Annotated in this window: 15 protein-coding genes; 2 read left to right on the top strand and 13 right to left on the bottom strand. The window is 60.8% G+C overall.

The genetic code is table 11. The annotated features are described in order from the left end of the window. Window positions 1-21: 21 nt before the first annotated feature. From ACG33_RS00480 to scpA, 5 genes are all read right to left on the bottom strand, one after another. Complete coding sequence (locus tag ACG33_RS00480; RefSeq protein ID WP_066922611.1) at window positions 22-1,161, bottom strand: acyl-CoA dehydrogenase family protein; 1,140 nt, start codon at window positions 1,159-1,161, stop codon at window positions 22-24. 7 nt (window positions 1,162-1,168) lie between these two features. Then, complete coding sequence (locus ACG33_RS00475) at window positions 1,169-2,341, bottom strand: acyl-CoA dehydrogenase family protein (RefSeq protein ID WP_066917872.1); 1,173 nt, start codon at window positions 2,339-2,341, stop codon at window positions 1,169-1,171. A 167-nt stretch (window positions 2,342-2,508) separates the two neighbouring features. After that, window positions 2,509-2,982, bottom strand: coding sequence for a VOC family protein (locus ACG33_RS00470; RefSeq protein WP_066917871.1), 474 nt, complete (start codon window positions 2,980-2,982; stop codon window positions 2,509-2,511). Between the two features lie 141 nt (window positions 2,983-3,123). After that, window positions 3,124-4,107 (bottom strand): methylmalonyl Co-A mutase-associated GTPase MeaB, encoded by a 984-nt coding sequence (gene meaB / locus ACG33_RS00465; protein ID WP_066917870.1) that lies wholly within the window; start codon window positions 4,105-4,107, stop codon window positions 3,124-3,126. Continuing rightward, window positions 4,104-6,269, bottom strand: a complete 2,166-nt coding sequence (gene scpA, locus ACG33_RS00460) for a methylmalonyl-CoA mutase (protein WP_066917869.1) — start codon at window positions 6,267-6,269, stop codon at window positions 4,104-4,106. Before scpA ends, meaB begins: the two co-directional genes overlap by 4 nt. A 513-nt stretch (window positions 6,270-6,782) precedes the next feature. Between scpA and ACG33_RS00455 the strand changes: the two genes are divergently transcribed. Together ACG33_RS00455 and ACG33_RS00450 are read left to right on the top strand one after the other, a co-directional pair. Then, window positions 6,783-7,685: a TIGR03619 family F420-dependent LLM class oxidoreductase gene (locus ACG33_RS00455; protein WP_066917868.1), complete on the top strand. Its 903-nt coding sequence runs from the start codon at window positions 6,783-6,785 to the stop codon at window positions 7,683-7,685. Window positions 7,686-7,955: 270 nt separating this feature from the next. Further along, window positions 7,956-9,185, top strand: coding sequence for a CaiB/BaiF CoA transferase family protein (locus ACG33_RS00450; protein WP_066917867.1), 1,230 nt, complete (start codon window positions 7,956-7,958; stop codon window positions 9,183-9,185). Between the two features lie 116 nt (window positions 9,186-9,301). Here the strand turns inward: ACG33_RS00450 and ACG33_RS00445 are convergent, their stop codons facing one another. From ACG33_RS00445 to ACG33_RS00410, 8 genes are all read right to left on the bottom strand, one after another. Further along, the gene (locus ACG33_RS00445) at window positions 9,302-10,006 is read right to left on the bottom strand and encodes a DUF2889 domain-containing protein (protein ID WP_168159980.1); all 705 of its coding nucleotides are present in this window, start codon (window positions 10,004-10,006) and stop codon (window positions 9,302-9,304) included. A 188-nt stretch (window positions 10,007-10,194) separates the two neighbouring features. Next, window positions 10,195-11,103 carry an enoyl-CoA hydratase-related protein gene (locus tag ACG33_RS00440; protein WP_066917865.1) on the bottom strand — a complete coding sequence of 303 codons (909 nt, stop codon included), beginning with the start codon at window positions 11,101-11,103 and terminating at the stop codon, window positions 10,195-10,197. 34 nt (window positions 11,104-11,137) lie between these two features. Next, window positions 11,138-12,346 carry a CaiB/BaiF CoA transferase family protein gene (locus ACG33_RS00435; RefSeq protein WP_066917864.1) on the bottom strand — a complete coding sequence of 403 codons (1,209 nt, stop codon included), beginning with the start codon at window positions 12,344-12,346 and terminating at the stop codon, window positions 11,138-11,140. Between the two features lie 12 nt (window positions 12,347-12,358). After that, a complete protein-coding gene (locus ACG33_RS00430; RefSeq protein WP_066917863.1) occupies window positions 12,359-13,540 on the bottom strand; it encodes a CaiB/BaiF CoA transferase family protein in 1,182 nt (393 codons plus the stop codon). 156 nt (window positions 13,541-13,696) lie between these two features. Beyond that, window positions 13,697-14,965, bottom strand: a complete 1,269-nt coding sequence (locus tag ACG33_RS00425; RefSeq protein WP_066917862.1) for a CaiB/BaiF CoA transferase family protein — start codon at window positions 14,963-14,965, stop codon at window positions 13,697-13,699. A 22-nt stretch (window positions 14,966-14,987) separates the two neighbouring features. Further along, window positions 14,988-16,208: a CaiB/BaiF CoA transferase family protein gene (locus ACG33_RS00420; RefSeq protein WP_066917861.1), complete on the bottom strand. Its 1,221-nt coding sequence runs from the start codon at window positions 16,206-16,208 to the stop codon at window positions 14,988-14,990. Window positions 16,209-16,238: 30 nt separating this feature from the next. Beyond that, a complete protein-coding gene (locus tag ACG33_RS00415; protein WP_157071611.1) occupies window positions 16,239-17,480 on the bottom strand; it encodes a CaiB/BaiF CoA transferase family protein in 1,242 nt (413 codons plus the stop codon). A gap of 237 nt (window positions 17,481-17,717) precedes the next feature. Next, window positions 17,718-18,341, bottom strand: a complete 624-nt coding sequence (locus ACG33_RS00410) for a CoxG family protein (RefSeq protein WP_168159979.1) — start codon at window positions 18,339-18,341, stop codon at window positions 17,718-17,720. Window positions 18,342-18,605 lie beyond the last annotated feature (264 nt).

The raw sequence follows: 18,605 nt of genomic DNA, 5'->3' as shown, positions 1-18,605 counted from the left end.
ATTTTCCGGTACCAGAACTCGTCAGAACCCCCGCAACCGTGCATAACGATCGCGGTGATACGAACCATCGCCGAAGGTTTGCTGCAGCACGCGGGCACGCTTGAGAAAAAAACCAATCTCGAGAGCATCCGTGACACCAACTCCACCGTGCATCTGCACCGCCTCGTTGAGAGCCTTTTCACTCAGATCGGAAGCGCGCGCCTTGGCAACGCTCACGAGTTCGGCAGCCTCATTGCCTGCAGCATCCATAGCCTCGAGCGCCGCAGCAACACTGCTGCGCAGCAGTTCGATCTCTACATGCAGCCGTGCAGCACGGTGTTGCAGGGCCTGGAATGAACCAATCCGCACATCGAATTGCACTCTTTCCTTTAGGTAAGCGACGGTACGCTCGAACGCTTCAGTAATCACACCCAGTAGTTCGGCGGCAATACAGGCTCGCGCCCGATCGAGCACCGCATCGAGCACGGCAAAAGCCTGATCAGGCGCACCGATCAGCGCCCCGCCATCGAGTTGGACCTGCGAGAAGCGAACGCGTGCTGCATTGCGGCTATCGACCAATGAAGTACGCTCGATCTGCACGCCGGGTGTGGCCGGATCCACCAGGAACAGGCTGAGTCCCGCCTGCTGCCCCGCTGTACCCGAACTGCGCGCCACCACGATCATCCGATCGGCAATATGGCCATCCAGTACGAACTGCTTGTCGCCATCCAGCCGCCAGTGACCCGCCTCACTCCATGCACGCAATGTTACCTGCGTGGGATCATGACGCGGCGCCTCCTCGAGAGCGAGGGCAAACAGCGCCTCACCGGCAGCGATCTTCGGTAGCCAGAAATCACGCAATGCCGTACTACCGGCCTCGGCGAGCAGTCCTCCGCCCAATACGACAGTGGGTAAAAGAGGGGTCGCTGCAAGCGTCCGACCAATCTGTTCGAACACCGCGCCGAGCCCCTTGTAACCGACTCCCAGACCGCCGTACGCTTCAGGCAGTACTGCTGCCGGCCAGCCGAGTTCGGCAATCTCATGCCACAGTTGTGGGTCATAACCGCGCTCGTCGCCGCGATCACGCAGCGCTCGCAGCGCTGCAACCGGTGACCGTGTCGCCAGAAAGTCTCGTGCGCTGTCGCGCAGCAAACGCTGTTCGTCGTTTAGCAGGAGTGTCACCGCGCCCTCACGTCGGCAGTCCGAGTACATGCCGGGCAATAATATTAAGTTGGATTTCCGATGAGCCGCCGGCAATGGTGTACGACTTGGTATAGAGCCAGAATCGGCACACCGCGAGCTCCTCGGGAGTGAAACCCTCACTGTCCAGGCTCAGGGCGCGCTGCCCCATGAGCTGCTGCAGCAGTTCATGCTTGGCGGATTCCTGCTCGGTCTGCACCAGCTTCATGATCGAACTGACGCCGGATGCGTCTTCACGTGCCAGCATCAATTCCTGCAGACGCCGCATGGTCAACGAGAAGGCTTGCTGGTCCATCAGCGCGGCAGCTACGCGGTCCCGCCATACCGGACCTGCCGCATCCAAATACGACTTTGCGATGGTCAGCATATCAAACGATGGGGCCGCGCCTGAGGACAACGTCGACATTGCGGCCCGCTCGTGTTCGAGCAATTTTTTCGCTACGCGCCAGCCCTGATTGACGCCCCCGATGACGTGCCTGGCCGGTACTCGCACGGCGTCGAAGAATACTTCGCAGAACTCCGACTTGCCGCTGATCAGCCCGAGGGGGCGCACGATAATGCCGGGCGTCTTCATGTCGAGCAGAATGAAACTGATGCCCTGCTGTTTCTTGGCCTGCGGATCGGTTCGCACCAGGGCGTACATCCAGTCGGCCTTATCGCCATGGCTGGTCCAGATTTTCTGGCCCGTGATGACGAAATCCTCGCCATCACGCACCGCAGCGGTTCTCAGACTCGCAAGATCCGAACCGGCACTCGGCTCCGAGAAGCCCTGACACCAACGTACCTCGCCGCGTGCCATGGGCACGAGGTGCTCCAACTTCTGTGGTTCGGTGCCGAATTCGAGCAGCACCGGGCCGAGCATCCAGATTCCGAGGTTATACTGCGGCTGACGACAACCCAGCGCGCGCATCTCCTTCTCGAGGATTCGCAGTTCGCGCGGCTCGAGGCCGCCGCCACCGTAAGCCTTCGGCCAACCCGGGACGAGCCAGCCGCGATCGCGCATGCGTTCGAACCAAAGACGCTGGTCCGCAGAATGGAAGGTGATACGGGAACCACCCCACACCATATCTTGGTCGGTCTTGACCGGCATGCGCATCGAAGGCGGGCAATTGGCCTCCAGCCATTGCCGCACTTCGGCGCGAAATGTGTCGCTTCCACTCATTCGTGCACCTCCTCATCGATGGCGGACAGCGCGGATTCCATCGCCGCTCCTAGTCCACGCATAGTCAGCCTTGCCGAGCTGCTTGGTCGCCTCGTCATGGCAGTCCACCGGCGGCAACGCACTGGCGCCACCCAGTGTTACGGCGAACACCGATACTGCGGCACACTTTACCGATATGCTGCGATCACATCGGGCGGCGCCTGCACAAGTTCGATCAGCACCCCTTCGCCACCGAGCGGGAACTGATCGTTGCCCTTGGGATGCACGAAGCAGATGTCGTAGCCCGCCGCTCCGCGACGAATTCCGCCCGGCGCGAACCGCAGTCCCTGCGCGGCGAGCCATTCCATCGCCTTCGGCAGATCGTCCACCCACAGACCGATATGATTCAGCGGCGTCGTATGGACGGCGGGTTTACCATTCGGATCCAGCGGTTCCATCAGGTCGACCTCCACTCTGCCCGGACCGGTTCCGAGAGTACAGATGTCTTCGTCGACGTTCTCACGCTCGGAACGGAACGTACCCGTGACCTCGAGGCCGAACAAGTCCACCCACAGGGTACGCAGACGTGCCTTGCTCGGCCCGCCGATCGCGATCTGCTGGATGCCGAGAATGCGAAACGGTCGTTTCCCGGTGTCACTCATTCGAACTCCTTCTTCTCAACCTGACTATTCCGGCCGACTACTCCGGTCCAGGCATTCCGGGACCGGAGTAGTCGGATTCGCCCAGACCCGGCCTGCCTCAGGCCTGAGTCGGTCTGATTATCGTTGCTGTTCCTTTACGCTTCAGTGCTTGAACAGTTCGAGCAGAGCGCGGGCGGCGGCTGACGGCGCTACCTTCGCCTCGTTCACGTCCTGCAGCACGCTGGGTAGCGCCGCCCTGACTCCAGGATGCGCATGAAAATCCGCCAAAAGACGAGCATGAACATTATCCCACATCCAGGATAGTGCCTGGCTGCGCCGGCGTTCTGTGAATGCGCCGCTGGCGTGCCGTTCGGCAACGATCTGCCCGGCGGCAGTCCAGAAGTCCGCGATGCCTTCACCTTTCAATGCACTGAGCTGCAGCACCGGCGGCTGGCTGTCTCCGCGGCCATGCAGTGAAAATGTGCGCAATGCACTGGTGATCATCGCGCGCGCACGGGTCGCCGCATCGGCGTCGAGGTCAGCCTTGTTGATGACGATCATGTCGGCGACTTCCATCACGCCACGCTTGATCGCCTGCAATTCGTCGCCGGCATTGGGCAACTGGAGCAGCACGAACACATCGGTCATCCCCGCTACCGCGATCTCGCTCTGGCCGACACCCACGGTTTCTATGATGATGATGTCGAAGCCCGCGGCCTCGCAGGCCAGCATGGCTTCGCGGGTCTTTTCCGCCACGCCGCCAAGCGTGCCACTGGAAGGACTCGGCCGGATGTATGCTGCCGGCTGCACGGACAAACGCTCCATGCGCGTTTTGTCGCCGAGGACGGATCCACCCGATCGGCTGGAAGAAGGATCGACGGCGAGCACCGCCACACGATGACCCCGCTCTATCAGGTACAGGCCGAGCGCTTCGATGAAGGTCGACTTGCCGGCTCCGGGAACACCGGAGATGCCCAGCCTGCAGGAGCGGCCCGTCGAGGGCAACAGTTCATTGAGCAACGCATCGGCGCGCACACGATCGTCGCGGCGCGTCGATTCGAGCAATGTAATCGACTTGGCGAGGGCACGCCGTTCGCCACGCCGCAGCCCCTCGACCAGGGCCAGCGTTTCGGGAGACAGACTCACGGACGCTGCTTGAGGTGAGCCTTGATTTGTTCAAGCACATCCTTTGCGCTCGCCGGAATCGGCGTACCGGGTCCGTAGACCCCCTTCACACCGGCGTCGAAAAGGAATTCGTAGTCCTGCTGGGGAACGACGCCGCCGACGAAGACGATAATGTCCTCGCCGCCCTGCGCCTTGAGGCTTTCGACGATCGCCGGCACCAGAGTTTTGTGACCCGCGGCCAAGGTCGAGATGCCGACCGCGTGGACATCGTTCTCGATGGCCTGACGAGCGCATTCCTCCGCGGTCTGGAACAGGGGGCCGATGTCCACGTCGAACCCCAGATCCGCAAAGGCGGTCGTGACCACCTTGGCGCCGCGGTCGTGACCGTCCTGTCCGAGCTTCGCGATCATCACGCGCGGCCTGCGGCCGTTTTCGGCAGCAAAAGCGTCTATCTCGCGCTTGAGCTTCTCCCATCCTTCGGCACTGTCATAGGCGGCTGCGTACACTCCGGTCACCTTTTGAGTATCGGCTCGATGCCGTCCAAACACCTTCTCCAACGCGTCGCTCACCTCGCCGACCGTAGCGCGCAGCCGAACAGCACGCACCGACAGCTCGAGCAGATTACCTTCGCCGGTTCTGGCAGATTCCGTCAATGCCTGCAACGCGGCCTGCACGGCGTCAGTATCGCGCCCGGCGCGCAGCGCTGCCAAGCGCTTGATCTGATTCTCGCGCACGGCGAGATTATCGACTTCCAGGATCTCGATCGGCTCGGCTTTCGGCGGCGGATACTTGTTCACGCCCACGATCACGTCGGTCCCGGAGTCGATACGCGCCTGTTTCTCAGCGGCGCTGGCTTCGATCCTGAGCTTGGCCCAACCCGACTCGACCGCCCGGGTCATGCCGCCCATGGCATCGACCTCGGCGATGATGCTCCAGGCCTTGTCGGCCATCTGCTGGGTGAGACTTTCCATCATGTAGCTGCCGGCCCAGGGGTCGATGACGCGGGTGATATTCGTCTCTTCCTGGATGATCAGCTGAGTGTTGCGGGCGATACGGGCACTGAAATCCGTCGGCAGCGCGATCGCCTCATCGAGAGCATTGGTATGCAGGCTCTGCGTGCCGCCGAACACCGCAGCCATCGCCTCGATCGTCGTGCGTACAACGTTGTTGTACGGATCCTGCTCGGTGAGGCTCCATCCTGATGTCTGACAGTGGGTACGCAGCATCAAGCTCCTGTCCTTGCGAGCACCGAAATCCTTCATGATCCGATGCCATAGCAGCCGAGCCGCGCGCATCTTGGCGATTTCCAGATAAAAATTCATGCCGATCGCCCAAAAGAACGATAGCCGGCCGGCGAACTCGTCCACGTTGAGTCCGCGTTCCAGTGCTGCCTTCACGTACTCCTTGCCATCGGCGAGCGTGAAGGCGAGCTCCAGCGCCTGGTTGGCGCCTGCCTCCTGCATGTGATAGCCGGAAATGCTGATCGAGTTGAATTTCGGCATGTTCCGCGCGGTGTAGGCGATGATGTCGCCGACGATGCGCATGCTGGGTTCCGGCGGATAGATATAGGTATTGCGGACCATGAACTCCTTGAGGATGTCGTTCTGAATGGTCCCGGAAAGCTCGCTCAGCGTCACGCCCTGCTCTTCACCGGCGACGATATAGCCCGCTAGTATCGGCAATACCGCGCCATTCATCGTCATCGACACACTCACCCTGTCGAGTGGGATGCCATCGAACAGAATTTTCATGTCCTCGACGCTATCGATCGCCACGCCAGCCTTACCGACATCGCCTGTGACGCGCGGATGATCACTGTCGTAGCCGCGATGGGTGGCAAGATCGAATGCCACGCTGATGCCCTGTCCACCCGCGGCCAGCGCACGACGATAGAACGCATTGCTTTCTTCCGCCGTAGAAAATCCCGCGTACTGGCGGATCGTCCAGGGTCGCACCGCATACATGGTGGCCTGCGGTCCCCGAAGAAAGGGGGCGAATCCCGGCAGGGTATCTGCAAACGGCAGCTCGGCCGTGTCGGCCGCCGTATACAGCGGCTTGACGGTCAGGCCCTCCGGTGTATGCCAGTTCAACGCCTCGACATCGCCGCCTGGTGCCGACTTGGCGGCCGCAACACGCCAGGCATCGAGTTGTGCGGAATTCGGCAAGGTATCGTCTCGGCTCATCGTTGGCTCTCGGCGTAATCAGTTTATGGTGCCGGACCAAGACAGGCGGAACGGCAGGAGCAGCCCGACGCAGATACGCGTCCGGCGCAGGCACGAATTATAAGCACATAAGGCTGGCGGCAGCATCGCGCCAGCTTCAGGGCATAGGACGCCAGAATGTTGCACAGCCACAACGAATATTGAGATTATGGCAAATCACTGGGTCTGGTTTTGCATGGCGCCGCTCAATCCGAGCTTCGGCATCGTGGATCTTCAGCGCGTCGAAGTATTGTGCAAGACCCCGGGCACGCTGTCCCGGGCACACTGTGCGTATGAACGCACCCGCTCACCGGCGATACGCCCGTCAAGGACTATTGAAACCCTCGCATGCATCCGGCGAGATCTCGATCATGCATAATCACCCGGCGCTCGCGGCCGAGCGGACGACCGGCGCGATCTCAAGTCCGCACCGGACTGCCGAGCGCAGTCGATGAATTAAGTACCCAGCAGCAAGCATGAAGGGGAGAACATGTCATGAGATTCGGATTCCATATGTTCATGGTGCCTCCTGGCGAACTTCAGGAAGTCGCACGTTCGGCCGACGAAGCCGGATGGGATTGCATCCAAGTCGCCGATGCCCCGTTCTTCCCCGAGGTGACTTCCGTTCCCTATCCATATACTCCGGATGGGAGCCGCTTCTGGCCGCTGGACATGCCCGTCCTGGATCCATGGGTGGCAATCACGGCAATGGCCGTCGTCACCAAGCGCATCCGCTTCATGCCATCGGTGCTCAGGCTGGCCGTCCGCCAACCGTTACTCGAAGGCAAGAGTCTGTGCTCGGTCGCCGCCCTTGCCGACGACCGCATTAGTCTGGGTGTCGGTCTGGCGTGGATGCCTGAGGAATTCAAATGGCTCAGTATGGACATGAAGACTCGCGGCGCGCGCCAGGACGAGGCCATCCAGATTCTGCGCTTGCTGATGCGCGGCGGTATGAACGAATTTCACGGCAAATACTATGATTTCGACCGCCTGACCATGGCGCCGGTACCGAAAAAGAAGATTCCCATCTATGTAGGCGGAACGACTGCGCCGGCCATGCGCCGCGCCGCACGCCTCGGTGACGGCTGGGTCAGCGTCATTCACAACAAATCGGATGTCGAAGGGGTGATCGCCGAATTAAACGGCTATCGCCGCGAGTATGGTCGCGACAAGGAGCCGTTCGACATCATGCTGCACTGCCCCGATGCCGATTCGATCGATGACATTCGGCGTCTGGAAGACCTGGGCGTCACCGATCTTCAGGTCACTCCCTGGAGCGTCCCCGGCATCATGGCCGAGATGGGGGTCGGTGCCATCATGCAACAGCAACCTTCACTGAAGGTGAAGCAGGAAGCGATTCAGCGCTATGCGGACAAAGTGATTGCCAAGTGCAGATGACAAAAATCCGCGGCTCCAGCTGCGAACCCCGCGAAGACAGTTCCGTAACCATGAAATCACGCGCCAGGCGCCTTATTTTTGCGTTTCGTCACTCCCATGGATCATGGTGATGCGCCTGGCGCTGCTGCGTTAGTCCTTATGGACGTATGAGCCCTCCATACCCCAGTCAATACTAAGAATCGCCTGAGTCCGCCGTTGATTTCCACGGGCTGACCTCCACGGTGCTTTGGATCGAAAATCAGTACGGCGGCAAAACCGCCAAGGAACGACATGACCCAAACCGCTCCCCTTGCAGGGCTCCGCGTCATCGAGAGCTCCATCCTCGGTCCGGCCGCCATCACGACCGCTCTCGTCGATCTCGGTGCCGAGGTCATCAAGGTTGAAACTCCGGCGGGCGACTATATCCGCGAGATGACCTGGCCGATCATCCAGGGTACCTCACTGATGCATTACCACCTCAACCGTGGCAAGAAGAGCATCACCCTCAACCTCAAGGTCGAGGCGGCCCGCGAAATCTATCGGGAACTGGTCAAGGGCGCCGAGGTGGTCATCGAGGCGTCCAAACCCGGCGCGTTGGCAAAGTATGGCCTCGGCTATGAGGATCTGCGGCAGATCAATCCCAAGATCGTATTCTGCACCGTCTCCGGCTACGGTATGACGGGTCCGTACAAGGACATGCCATCCCACGGTATCGCGTATGACACCTGGTCGGGAGCCTGCACGCCCGCCTACGATGAGGAAGGTTTCTGCTATATCCCGGAGCATATCGGCATCGGTATCAATGCGGCCCCGTTATACGGCGGCCTCGCCGTACTGGCCAGCGTGCTGCGTGCTCGTGCCACAGGCCAAGGCTGCTTCATGGAGCTAGCTCAGAGCGACGCCGCTGCAGCCTTTGACTGGTATCGCAGCGAAAGCTACATGGCTTATGCACGTCCCGAGGATATCGTGACCGGCAACAAGGCCGACGGTTACGCGCGACGTCCGGTCGCCACTGCCGGTATGCGCGAGGGTGTACGCTATCAAATCTATGAGTCCGCCGACGGCCACATACTGTTCATGGCCTCCGAACAGGCGTTCTGGAAGAATTTCTGCACGGGCGTCGGCCGTATGGATCTTTTCGAGAAATGGCCCGGCTCAAAATATGCCGATCATGCGCGCGGCAACCGCGAACTGCAGGCCGAGTTGCGTACCCTCTTCAAGACCAAGACCAGCCAACAGTGGCTACAGTTCAGCGCTGAAGCGAATACTCCGATCGCGCCGGTGAATACGCCACAGAACATCGTCGACGATCCGCAGTTCAAGGCGCGATTCAAGCTTCTGCCGCACACGGCGCATGGCGCGGATATGCTCGAGTTTCCCGTACACTTCATCGGCGAGGAACTGCCGGCGCCTGCTATCGCGCCGACTGCCGGCGAACACACCGCACAGATATTGCGCGACGTACTCGGCTACGACGAGCAGCGCTGTGCGACCGCCAAAGCCACCGGCGCGCTCGGCTGACAACAGGCGGCGGCCAAGTCTTTCCTCGAACGCCTGCGCGGCGAGGCGAGTAGCGAAGCAGCCACGATCTGCCTCGTGGCCCCGCGGTATTGCACTACCGCTGCAATACGCCAATTCTAGCGCTCGAACCGCAGCAGCGCCTCGGGATTGTCGGTGAAGTCGCGCCTGCTGCCCTCGATACGCTCGGCCCGCTGCACGACAGGCGCACTGTACGAATAGCAAACACCGTCGGGCATGCCATCGCGAATCGCCGGATGCTCCCGTTCCGGCGAACTGTCATAGCGGCGCGCCTGCGCGACGAAGTAGCCGCGCTGCAGCATGAATGCCGCCTCCCGCTGCAGGCCGGAGAAGGCCTCGCGCGCCCAGGCATGAAAGCCTCGCATCATCGGCTGACCGGCAAAAACACGAGGCTCAACCACAGCGTGCGCCGCAACGATCCAATCGTGCATGGCCAGTCCATCACAGGTGATTCGTGCCCGCGCACGCCCATCACGTTCATCATCGACCTCGATATCATAAAGGCGCTCGAGCCCCGGCTCGCCAACATGGCTCAGCGCCAGCGCCGTCATGTCCGTGACATGCGTGCAACTCGAGCGCGTCTCGAGTGCACGGCGAATATCGGGCACCTGCTGAAGCGGCTGGCCGATGAGAAGTCCCACCAGATATTTCTTTGATTCGGGGCAGGTGTTGAACGGATGGCGGACGAATTCCGGTTCGATTGCCGTGATATGTTCGCCATCATGACTCAGCACTAGACGAAACGCGTGGTTGGTATCCTCGAGATCGACGTGTACCTGACGTGACGAAACATCGAATCGCACGCGCCTGCGAAAGATTCCATTGCCGTAATTCGGATTCGGCTTCAATGTTTTAACCGGCGATCGTCATCAGCATCATCCACAGCGTCGCGCGCGATCGTGCGACACCGCGAAACGCAATCTCTCACAGTGGAGGCTTGAAAACGGCCTGATGCCGGCACGACAGATAGTGTCCTGCAAAATATGCGTACTCACGTTCCCTTGCCTTCGGCCTGCAGCGCCTCATACTCCTCCAGCAACTGCCGACGCATCTCGGTTTCACGCCTGCGAATATCCCAGAACCGGGTCGGACGCTTCTCGACGAAGGCGGCTCCCCCCTCCTTGCCTTCCGGCATGTCGAACCAGTCCGGATACATTGCGGCCGAGATGCTGCACGGTTCCTTGTAGCCGTCCATTTCCTGATCGAAGGCGGCTTTGAGGATCTCCAGACAACCTGGGCTGACCGACAGCATTTCCTCACACCACTTCTCCACCTCGGCCTCCAGTTGGTCGAGTGGAACAACGGTATTGACGAGCCCCATCTGCAATGCCTGTTCGGCCTTGTACTTGCGGCATAGCATCCAGAGTTCACGGGCCTTCTTCGCGCCAACCACCTTGGTCAGATACGGTACGAAATAACCGTCCGCTGGCGAGGATACGCGCGGGCCGGCTTGGCCGAACACCGCATTGTCGGCGGCGATCGTAAAATCGCAGCAATAAGCCATATGATTGTGGCCGCCGACGCAATATCCCTGCACCTGCGCGATCACCGGCTTGCGCGACATCCTGATCAGGCGGTTGGGCGGGTAACGGTTGTAGAAGGCCTCCCGCAAACCCCAGCGTTCCCAATTGACATCGCCGCCGGCGCCGAAATGCTTTCCACGGCCTGCGACTACGATCACGCCGATCGATGAATCATGGCTCGCGTCATAGAATGCGCGAAACATTTCATCCACCGTAGCGACGGTCATCGCGTTCATCTTCTCGGGCTTGTTCAGCGCGATGCGTGCGACGCCACCGCCGAGCGTCCGGTGATGCCGCTTTTCGTAGACAATTTCCTTGAAGTTATCGAGGCCCTCGCCCTTGACCACGGCCCAGTCGCTGAAATTTGCTGTATTCATTGCTTCCACCTGGCTCCCTCTTGAACAGGCCGGTTCAGGGAATCGCACCCTTGGCCTTGAACGCTTCGATCTGCTCCCAGTCGTAACTCAGCAGATCCATCATCAGCAGTTCGGTGTCCTGACCAAGCTGCGGACCGAGACAGTGCACCTCTCCCGGCGACTTCGACAGCGTCACCGGCAAGCCGCGGATATCCACCTCGCGTTGCACTTCCTCGCAATAGGTTTTCATGAAATAGCGGTTCTGCCAGGCCTGCTCGTCGCGCACCACGTCGGCAAAATTGTTCACCGGGCTGGCGATGATGCCGGCTGCATCCAGTGCCGCCATAAGATCGTCGTGGCTGCGCTTGAGCGTCTCCGCTTCGATCGCCGCGATCAGTGCCTCGTGATGTTCCCGACGCCGATGCGCATCCGTAAAGCGCGCGTCGGCAAGCGCTGCGGGCTGGCTCAGCGCCGAGCATAATGCCGCGAAACGCCGGTCCTCATTGGGTTCGCAGATGTAGATCCACTTGCCGGTGGTGGGATACAGATTCCACAGCGGATTCTCGACCTGCCGGCGCGAGCGCTGCAGAGCACTTTCCTTGTTGCCGGCCAGATAGGCCTGCAGATGCCGGGCGCCCAGGTACAGTTGGGCGCCGTAAAGCGACGCATCGATGCTCTGACCCTTGCCGGTGCGCCGGCAATGGTACAGTGCAAGGACGATACCCAATGCCGACATAATACCGCCGTAGGCATCACCGGAGCCCATGCCGAGATAGATGGGCGGCTGCTCGGGCTCGCCGAGGCGCGCCATGATGCCGGTCAGCGCCTGCACCGTCATGTCGAAGGAGGGCTTCGTAACCTTGCTGAACCTGCCGTAGCCGGTATTCGTGGCATATACGAGCCTGGGATTGACGGCGGACAGCTTCTCGTAAGACAGGTTCCAGCCATCGAGCATGCTCGGTGCGAGATTCGACAGGAACACATCGGATTTCTCGATCAGCCGGTACAGGATCTCCTGTCCCCCCGGCTTCTTGAGATCGATCGCCATACTCTTCTTGTTACGGTTGGTGACTAGAAAGTATTGGTTCCAGTCGCCGATTTCCAACGATTTGATGCTGCGTACGCCGCGGCCTTGATCGCCGCCCTGGGGCCGCTCCACCTTGATGACCTCGGCGCCGAAATCAGCCAGATACTGTGCCGAAACCGGTCCCTGGAACCAGACCGTCAAGTCGACGACGCGGACGCCCTCGAGTGCCTTCGCCATGATGGACTCCGCCTATGCCAGAACGCCGGCATCCGCCAGCTCGTGAATGAATTCGCGCGAGTAGCCGAGCAGTTCGTGCAGGATCTGATCGGTATGCTGGCCGACGCACGGTGCCAGCCGGTCGAGACGTGCCGGGCTGTCACTCGCCCAAACCGGGAAGCCCAGTGATTTCACCTTGCCGAAGCTCGGATGATCGAGTTCGATGATGTAGCGATTATCGCGCGCACTCGGATCGTCCGCCGGAAAGTCGAACTGTTCGATGATATCGGCGGAGAGCTGCTTGTCGAGGAATTGTTTGCGCCAGTGGTCGGCCGGATGCCGGCGAAACCGCCCTTCCAGTTCGTGGATCAGCTCGAGCCGATTGATCTCCGTACGTTTTTCATGCGAATCGAAGCGAGGATCGTCCTGCGGGATATCGACGATGCCGCAAAACGCCGGCCACCAGCGGTCGGTATCCGGCATGGTGAGTGTGACCCAGCGCCCGTCGGCACTTACGTATACCGAACCCGACATCGGATTGGAGACATCCAGCCTCGAAATCGGGTTCAGCAAACGATCGCCATGACCGATCGCCAGGAAGGCCTGCAGATCCAGAGACGATCCATACATGTTCGCGCCGAATAGTGAAACGTCGACTTCCTGGCCTTCGCCGCTCTGCAGGCGGTACAGCAGTGCCGTCACGATCCCGAATGCCAGTTGTCCGGTGGCATGCATCGCTCCGCTACCGGTATAGACCGGCGGCTGTCCCGGCTGCGGCAGAATCGGCATGGCCCCGGTCCGCGCCGCCGCCAATTCATCGATGGCTGGCAGATCCTGATCGGGGCCGGCGGGCCCGAAACCGGACAGGCGGGCAAAAATGATGTCCGGCCGCATGGCGCTGGCCGACGCATAGTCGAGCCCGATTCGTGTCAATTCGTCGCGCTGCCAATCGGTCACGATCACGTCCGCCTTGGCGACCAGAGCCGCCAATATATCCCGACCCTGCGAAGTTGCAGGATTGACCGCAATGGACAGTTTATTACGGTGGATCAGATCGGCCTCATGATTCCAGCGGCCGGTCGTCTCCGATGACTTCGGCAACAGATCGAGGCGCAGCACACGGGCGCCGAAATCCCCCAGGAAGGCAGCGGACAGCGCGGTGCAAAACTGTTGCGTCAAATCCAGTACGGTGACGTCTTTCAGAAACTGGCCCATCTTACTCCTCGTTGCTCCTCGCTCATTGGCTCGATACTTCGAGCTGCACGGATTCTCGGCCGGCGCAACTCCCAATCATCGCAATCGCCGGCCGGTTGCGCCACCCGCATCCAGGCGTTCGCGGATCCAGCATCGATCCCGCGCGATGTATCGGTATCAGGCGCGCTGCGCTTGTGCCCGGCGGGCTTTCCTGGCCTCGCGCCGGCGCAGCATATCCTGCCGATCCGCGGCCACGCCGGCACTGATCAGCGCATCGATATCCGTATTGGTATAACCCAGCGTCGCCAGCAGTTCGCGCGTATGTTCACCCTGCATCGGCGGATGCTTTTCGACGCGGCACGGGGTGCTATAGAATCGGATCGGCACGCCGGTCACCTCCACATTTCCGAGCAGCGGATGCTCCACTCCGACGATCATCCGATTGTGGCGGATCTGCGGATCATTGACGACATCATCGACATCGTTGATCGGTGCAGTCAGCACATCCGCGGCAATCAAGCGCTCGACCAGCTCATCACGATTGAATTGCCGCGTCCGCTCGGACATGACGCGATCGAGCTCATCGTGATTGGCGAGCCGCGAGGTAATATCGTGGAAGCGCGGATCGGTATCCCACTCCGCATCCAGAGCCCGGCAGACATGGCCGAAGAACTTTTCACTCGGCGTGGTGATGATCACGTGCCGACCATCCTTGGTCGGATAGACGCCGGATGGTGCAAAGTATTGGCTGCGATTACCGGTGCGCCTGGGCGGCTCGCCGGTGGCCAGATAGCTGCCGATGGAACTTGCCTGAGCATGCATCAGCGCATCCAGCAGCGACACCTCGACGCGCTGGCCCTGACCTGTACGATCGCGCACACGCAACGCGGCGAGCGCGGCATTGCTGACCAACAGGGAAGTGATGACATCGACGGCCGGGAAGCCGGTCCGTACCGGGCCGCCGTCCGGCTCGCCGTTGAGCCCGAGGACACCGCAGTAACCCTGTGTCAGGAAGTCGATTCCGGGGCGCCCCGCATACGGCCCATCCGGCCCGAACGCCGTGACGCCGATCCAGACGATATCCGGTCGATGCGCCTTCACCTGTTCGTAGTTCAGTCCGAGCTTGCTGAGAGCCGGCTCGCGCACGTTGGTGATCAGCACATCCGTAGTCGCGGCAAGCTTGGCGAACAACTCCTGCCCCTGCGGCAACTGCATGTCGATGACAATGGCGCGTTTGCTGCGATTGAGGCTCAGAAAGGGACCGCACTCACCATCGCGCATGGCTCCTAGTCGCCGGCTGTCATCACCGAGATGCGATTCCACCTTGATGACATCAGCGCCAAGATCACCGAGCAGCGTCGCTCCGTAGGGACCGGCCAGCATGGTCGATACATCGAGGACTCGCAGCCCTGCGAGTGGTTTTTCGGATAAGCTTTGTTCAGACATGTCCCTCTCCAACGGATGCCGTTCAATAGATGATCTTGCGCTCCACCAGGTCGCGATAGCGTTCTTCGCTCATCCCCAGGATTTCCCTGAAGACATAATCGTTATCCTGGCCGATCATGGGTCCTGGCCGCACATCGGGCGGCGTACGGCTCATCTTGATATACGCACCATAGATCGTTTCGCGAAAGCCGAGTGGATGCTCGACCTCCAGGAAAGTCTTGCGTGAAACATACTGCGGATCCTGCAACAAGTCGCCTACATTCAATACCGGCGCAGCCGCCACGCCATGGTGCTGCAACTGTTCCGCCAGCGCACGATCATCATGCTGCACCGTCCACTCGGCGAGTTGCGCATGCAGCGCATCGATATTGGCGATGCGCCCCTGCAGCGTCGAGTACCGCTCCGCCTGCGCCCATTCCGGTTCGCCCATTGCACTGACCAAGCCCGCCCACTCCGACTCGGTATGCACGGCGATGCTGATCCAACGATCATCGCCGCGGCAAGGAAATACCGAATGCGGCGCGGCGATACCGAGTGGATGCTCGTTGCCCTTCGGTCCACCGATCCGGCCATTCAACAAATAATCCATGTAGGCCGGCCCGACCATCTGCATCACTGCCTCCTGCTGCGAAAAATCCACTTGCTGGCCCTGGCCGGTATTGCGGCGATGGTTCAGCGCCGTAATCGCGGCGAATGCCGCAAAGATACCGGCCAGCGGATCGGAGAATGCATTCTCGAACGGTACCGGCCCCCCCTTCTTGTAGCCGACCAGGCTGTCGAGGCCGGTCACCGACGTGAGGCTCAACCCATAGGTGCGCACATGCTCCAACGGGCCATACAGTCCGGCAGCGGGCATGGACAGCATGATGATGTCGGGTTTCGCCCGGCGCATCCGTTCATAGCCCAGGCCCAGCCTATCCATCACCCCGGGACCGAAATTATCCACCACCACGTCGGAGTGGACGATGAGGTCGCGCGCGAGATCGCATGCCTCCTGCTCCTTCAGGTTCAGGGATACGGAACCGTTGCCCGCCCAACTTGCATGATTGGAAAGACTGCGGTCCGGCCCGGGTTTACCCTCGGCGAAGGGCGGCAAGGTGCGTGTCATGTCGATGCGCTGGCGCGACTCGACCTTGAACACCTCGGCACCGAGAAATGCCAGCGTCTGGCCGGCGACCGGTCCCGCCCAAACCCAGCCGAAATTGGCGACCCGGATACCCTTCAACGGCAGTATCTTGCCCATACCGGCTTTCCTCTCGTTATCCTGGCGATGTCAGATGACATCTTGATCCTGCAACGAGGCAATCGACGCCGTCTGCAGACCGAACAACCGGCCATACACCTCCGCATTATGCTGCCCCAGGCGCGGCGCCGGCTCGACGGGACCGCCGGGACTGGCCGACAGCTTGAACGGCGCACCGAGATTACGGATGCGTCCAAGGTCCGGATGCTCGATATCGACGAAATAATCACGTGCCTGCAGATGCGGTTGCTCTGCAGCTTCCGCGATCGTGAATACCGCGGTGATCGGACAACCGGCAGCCTGACATTTTTCCATGATTTCCATCTTGGTATGTTCGGCCGTCCATTCCTGAATGAAGGAATACAGGATGTCGGCATTCTGGGCGCGCGTGTTCATGTCCTTGAACATCTCCAGGGTCGCCCACTCCGGATCGCCCATGACCTTGCAAAGGCCTGCCCACTGGCCGCTCTCGAGCGCCAGCATCCACACATGTCCATCTTTACAGGGCAATATGGTTGCCGGCGCGCCCAGCGGCATGCCGACGCCGGTGCGCTTGTCGAAATAGCCCTCTTGCGCCACCAGTCCAATGTTCTGGCTACCGACGAACGAAGCTGCGATCACCTCGGCGCAGGACACATCGACCTGCTGACCGCCGCCCACCAGATCGCGGCCGTAGACGGCGGCCATTCCCCAGGTCGCCCCGGCGATGGCGCCATAGTAGTCGGCGGAGAATGTACCGTGTTCCAAGGGCATTTCCCCGGGCCGGCCACAGTAGCGTGAACTGGCCCCGGAGAGATGGAACGCATTCAGATCATAGCCGTTCCAGGCGCTATAAGGTCCGCTTTGTCCGAACGGAGTGATGGAGATGACCACCAGATTCGGATTGGCCGCCTGCAATTGCGGGTAGTCGAGATTCCATGTACGCATCTGCTGCGGCAGATTGTTTTCGATCAGCACGTCCGCCCAGCGCAGCAGGCCGAGGAACAACTCGCGCCCGGCCGTACTGGACACATTGCAGGTGATGCCGCGCTTGTTAGTGTTATTGATGAAGAATAGTCCGCTCTTCTCGGGGTGGGAAATGTCACCCGGGAACGGCCCGGCCCTGCGGGCGGCATCGCCATTCGGCAGTTCGACCTTGATCACGTCCGCGCCATAATCGCCGAACAGCTTGGCGCAATACGGCGCCGAAACCATCTGCCCGAAATCCAGCACCTTGATACCGGCCAGCGCCCCGCCACGGGACGAACCCGCCTGCACTACAGATTCAGCCACGATACCGACCCTCGTTACGCTGCGTCAGGCAACACTACCCGCCAACACATCGCCCCAATGATTTCATGCTGAAAACAGGTCGGAAATCGTCCGCGGCAGGCCGCGATCCAGTACATCCGTTGCGACCCGCCCCTCGAGATTGCGCGAGTCCCGCCAATTCAGCTGTAACCGCTTGGCACGCCGATATCGTCATGAATCTGCTGCGCCATGTACATGATGTCGCGAAATGTCTTCTGTTCAGGCACGCCCGAACAGACGTTTGAAGAAATTCCCGAGCCGCTCTCCGATCGCTTTCAAGACCACCGCCACAATATTGATCGACTCCTGCCTGACAGGCGGAACCGGAGACTGTCCGGAACCCGCCGGCGCAGCATCGGACGATGCCGCCGCCGCTGCTGCAGCTGCTGCGGGCTCCAGCATCGCCCGGACATTATTGACATACATCTTGATGATCTGACCCGAAACACCCTCGATCATCCCACGGCCGACTTGCGCAATCTTTCCGGTAAGATCGATGCTCGAGGTAGTCTCGACACTGGTCGCCGCGCCGCCGTCGATACCGGTGAGCTGGCTGACGATCGTACCTCGCACGGTGCCGCCGCCGCGCTCCTTGCCCTCGGCCAGCATCCTCACGAGGCCGGCAGCGCGATCAACCTCGGTGTACGTGATCGTACCCTGGTACTGGGCGGTCACTGCGCCGACCTTGATCTTCACGGTACCGACGAAACTCTTGTCGTCGACAATCTCGGTCAACGACGCGCCAGGCATGCATGCAACGACGTTCTGCGGATCCAGCAGAAAGTCCATGACGGTTTTGACGGGTGCTTGCACCTGAAAGGTCTGCTGAAGTTCTATCGCCATGTCGAGTGTCGAATCCGTTGCTTGAAAAAATACCGCTGCCCTGCCCGGCGCCTCAGGGAACGCCATCCGCACGGGACAGATCGATGAGCTCGCGCGCCGCTTCGGCTGCCGAGTCCTGCAGGAACCGGCCCTCGCCACGGACACTCACGGGCGTACATGATACCCCTAATCGAATGATACCTGCGTCTCGGGACATGGCGAAGTGTGGCGATGCCAGCCGGAACTGACACCGATTGACCTGCCTGTGGATGCCCGGGATGCTTG

It is taken from the genome of Steroidobacter denitrificans (assembly GCF_001579945.1).
In the GTDB taxonomy this organism is placed as follows: domain Bacteria; phylum Pseudomonadota; class Gammaproteobacteria; order Steroidobacterales; family Steroidobacteraceae; genus Steroidobacter; species Steroidobacter denitrificans.
Note: the sequence above shows the minus strand (reverse complement) of the source record. Positions and strands in the feature narration are given on the sequence as shown.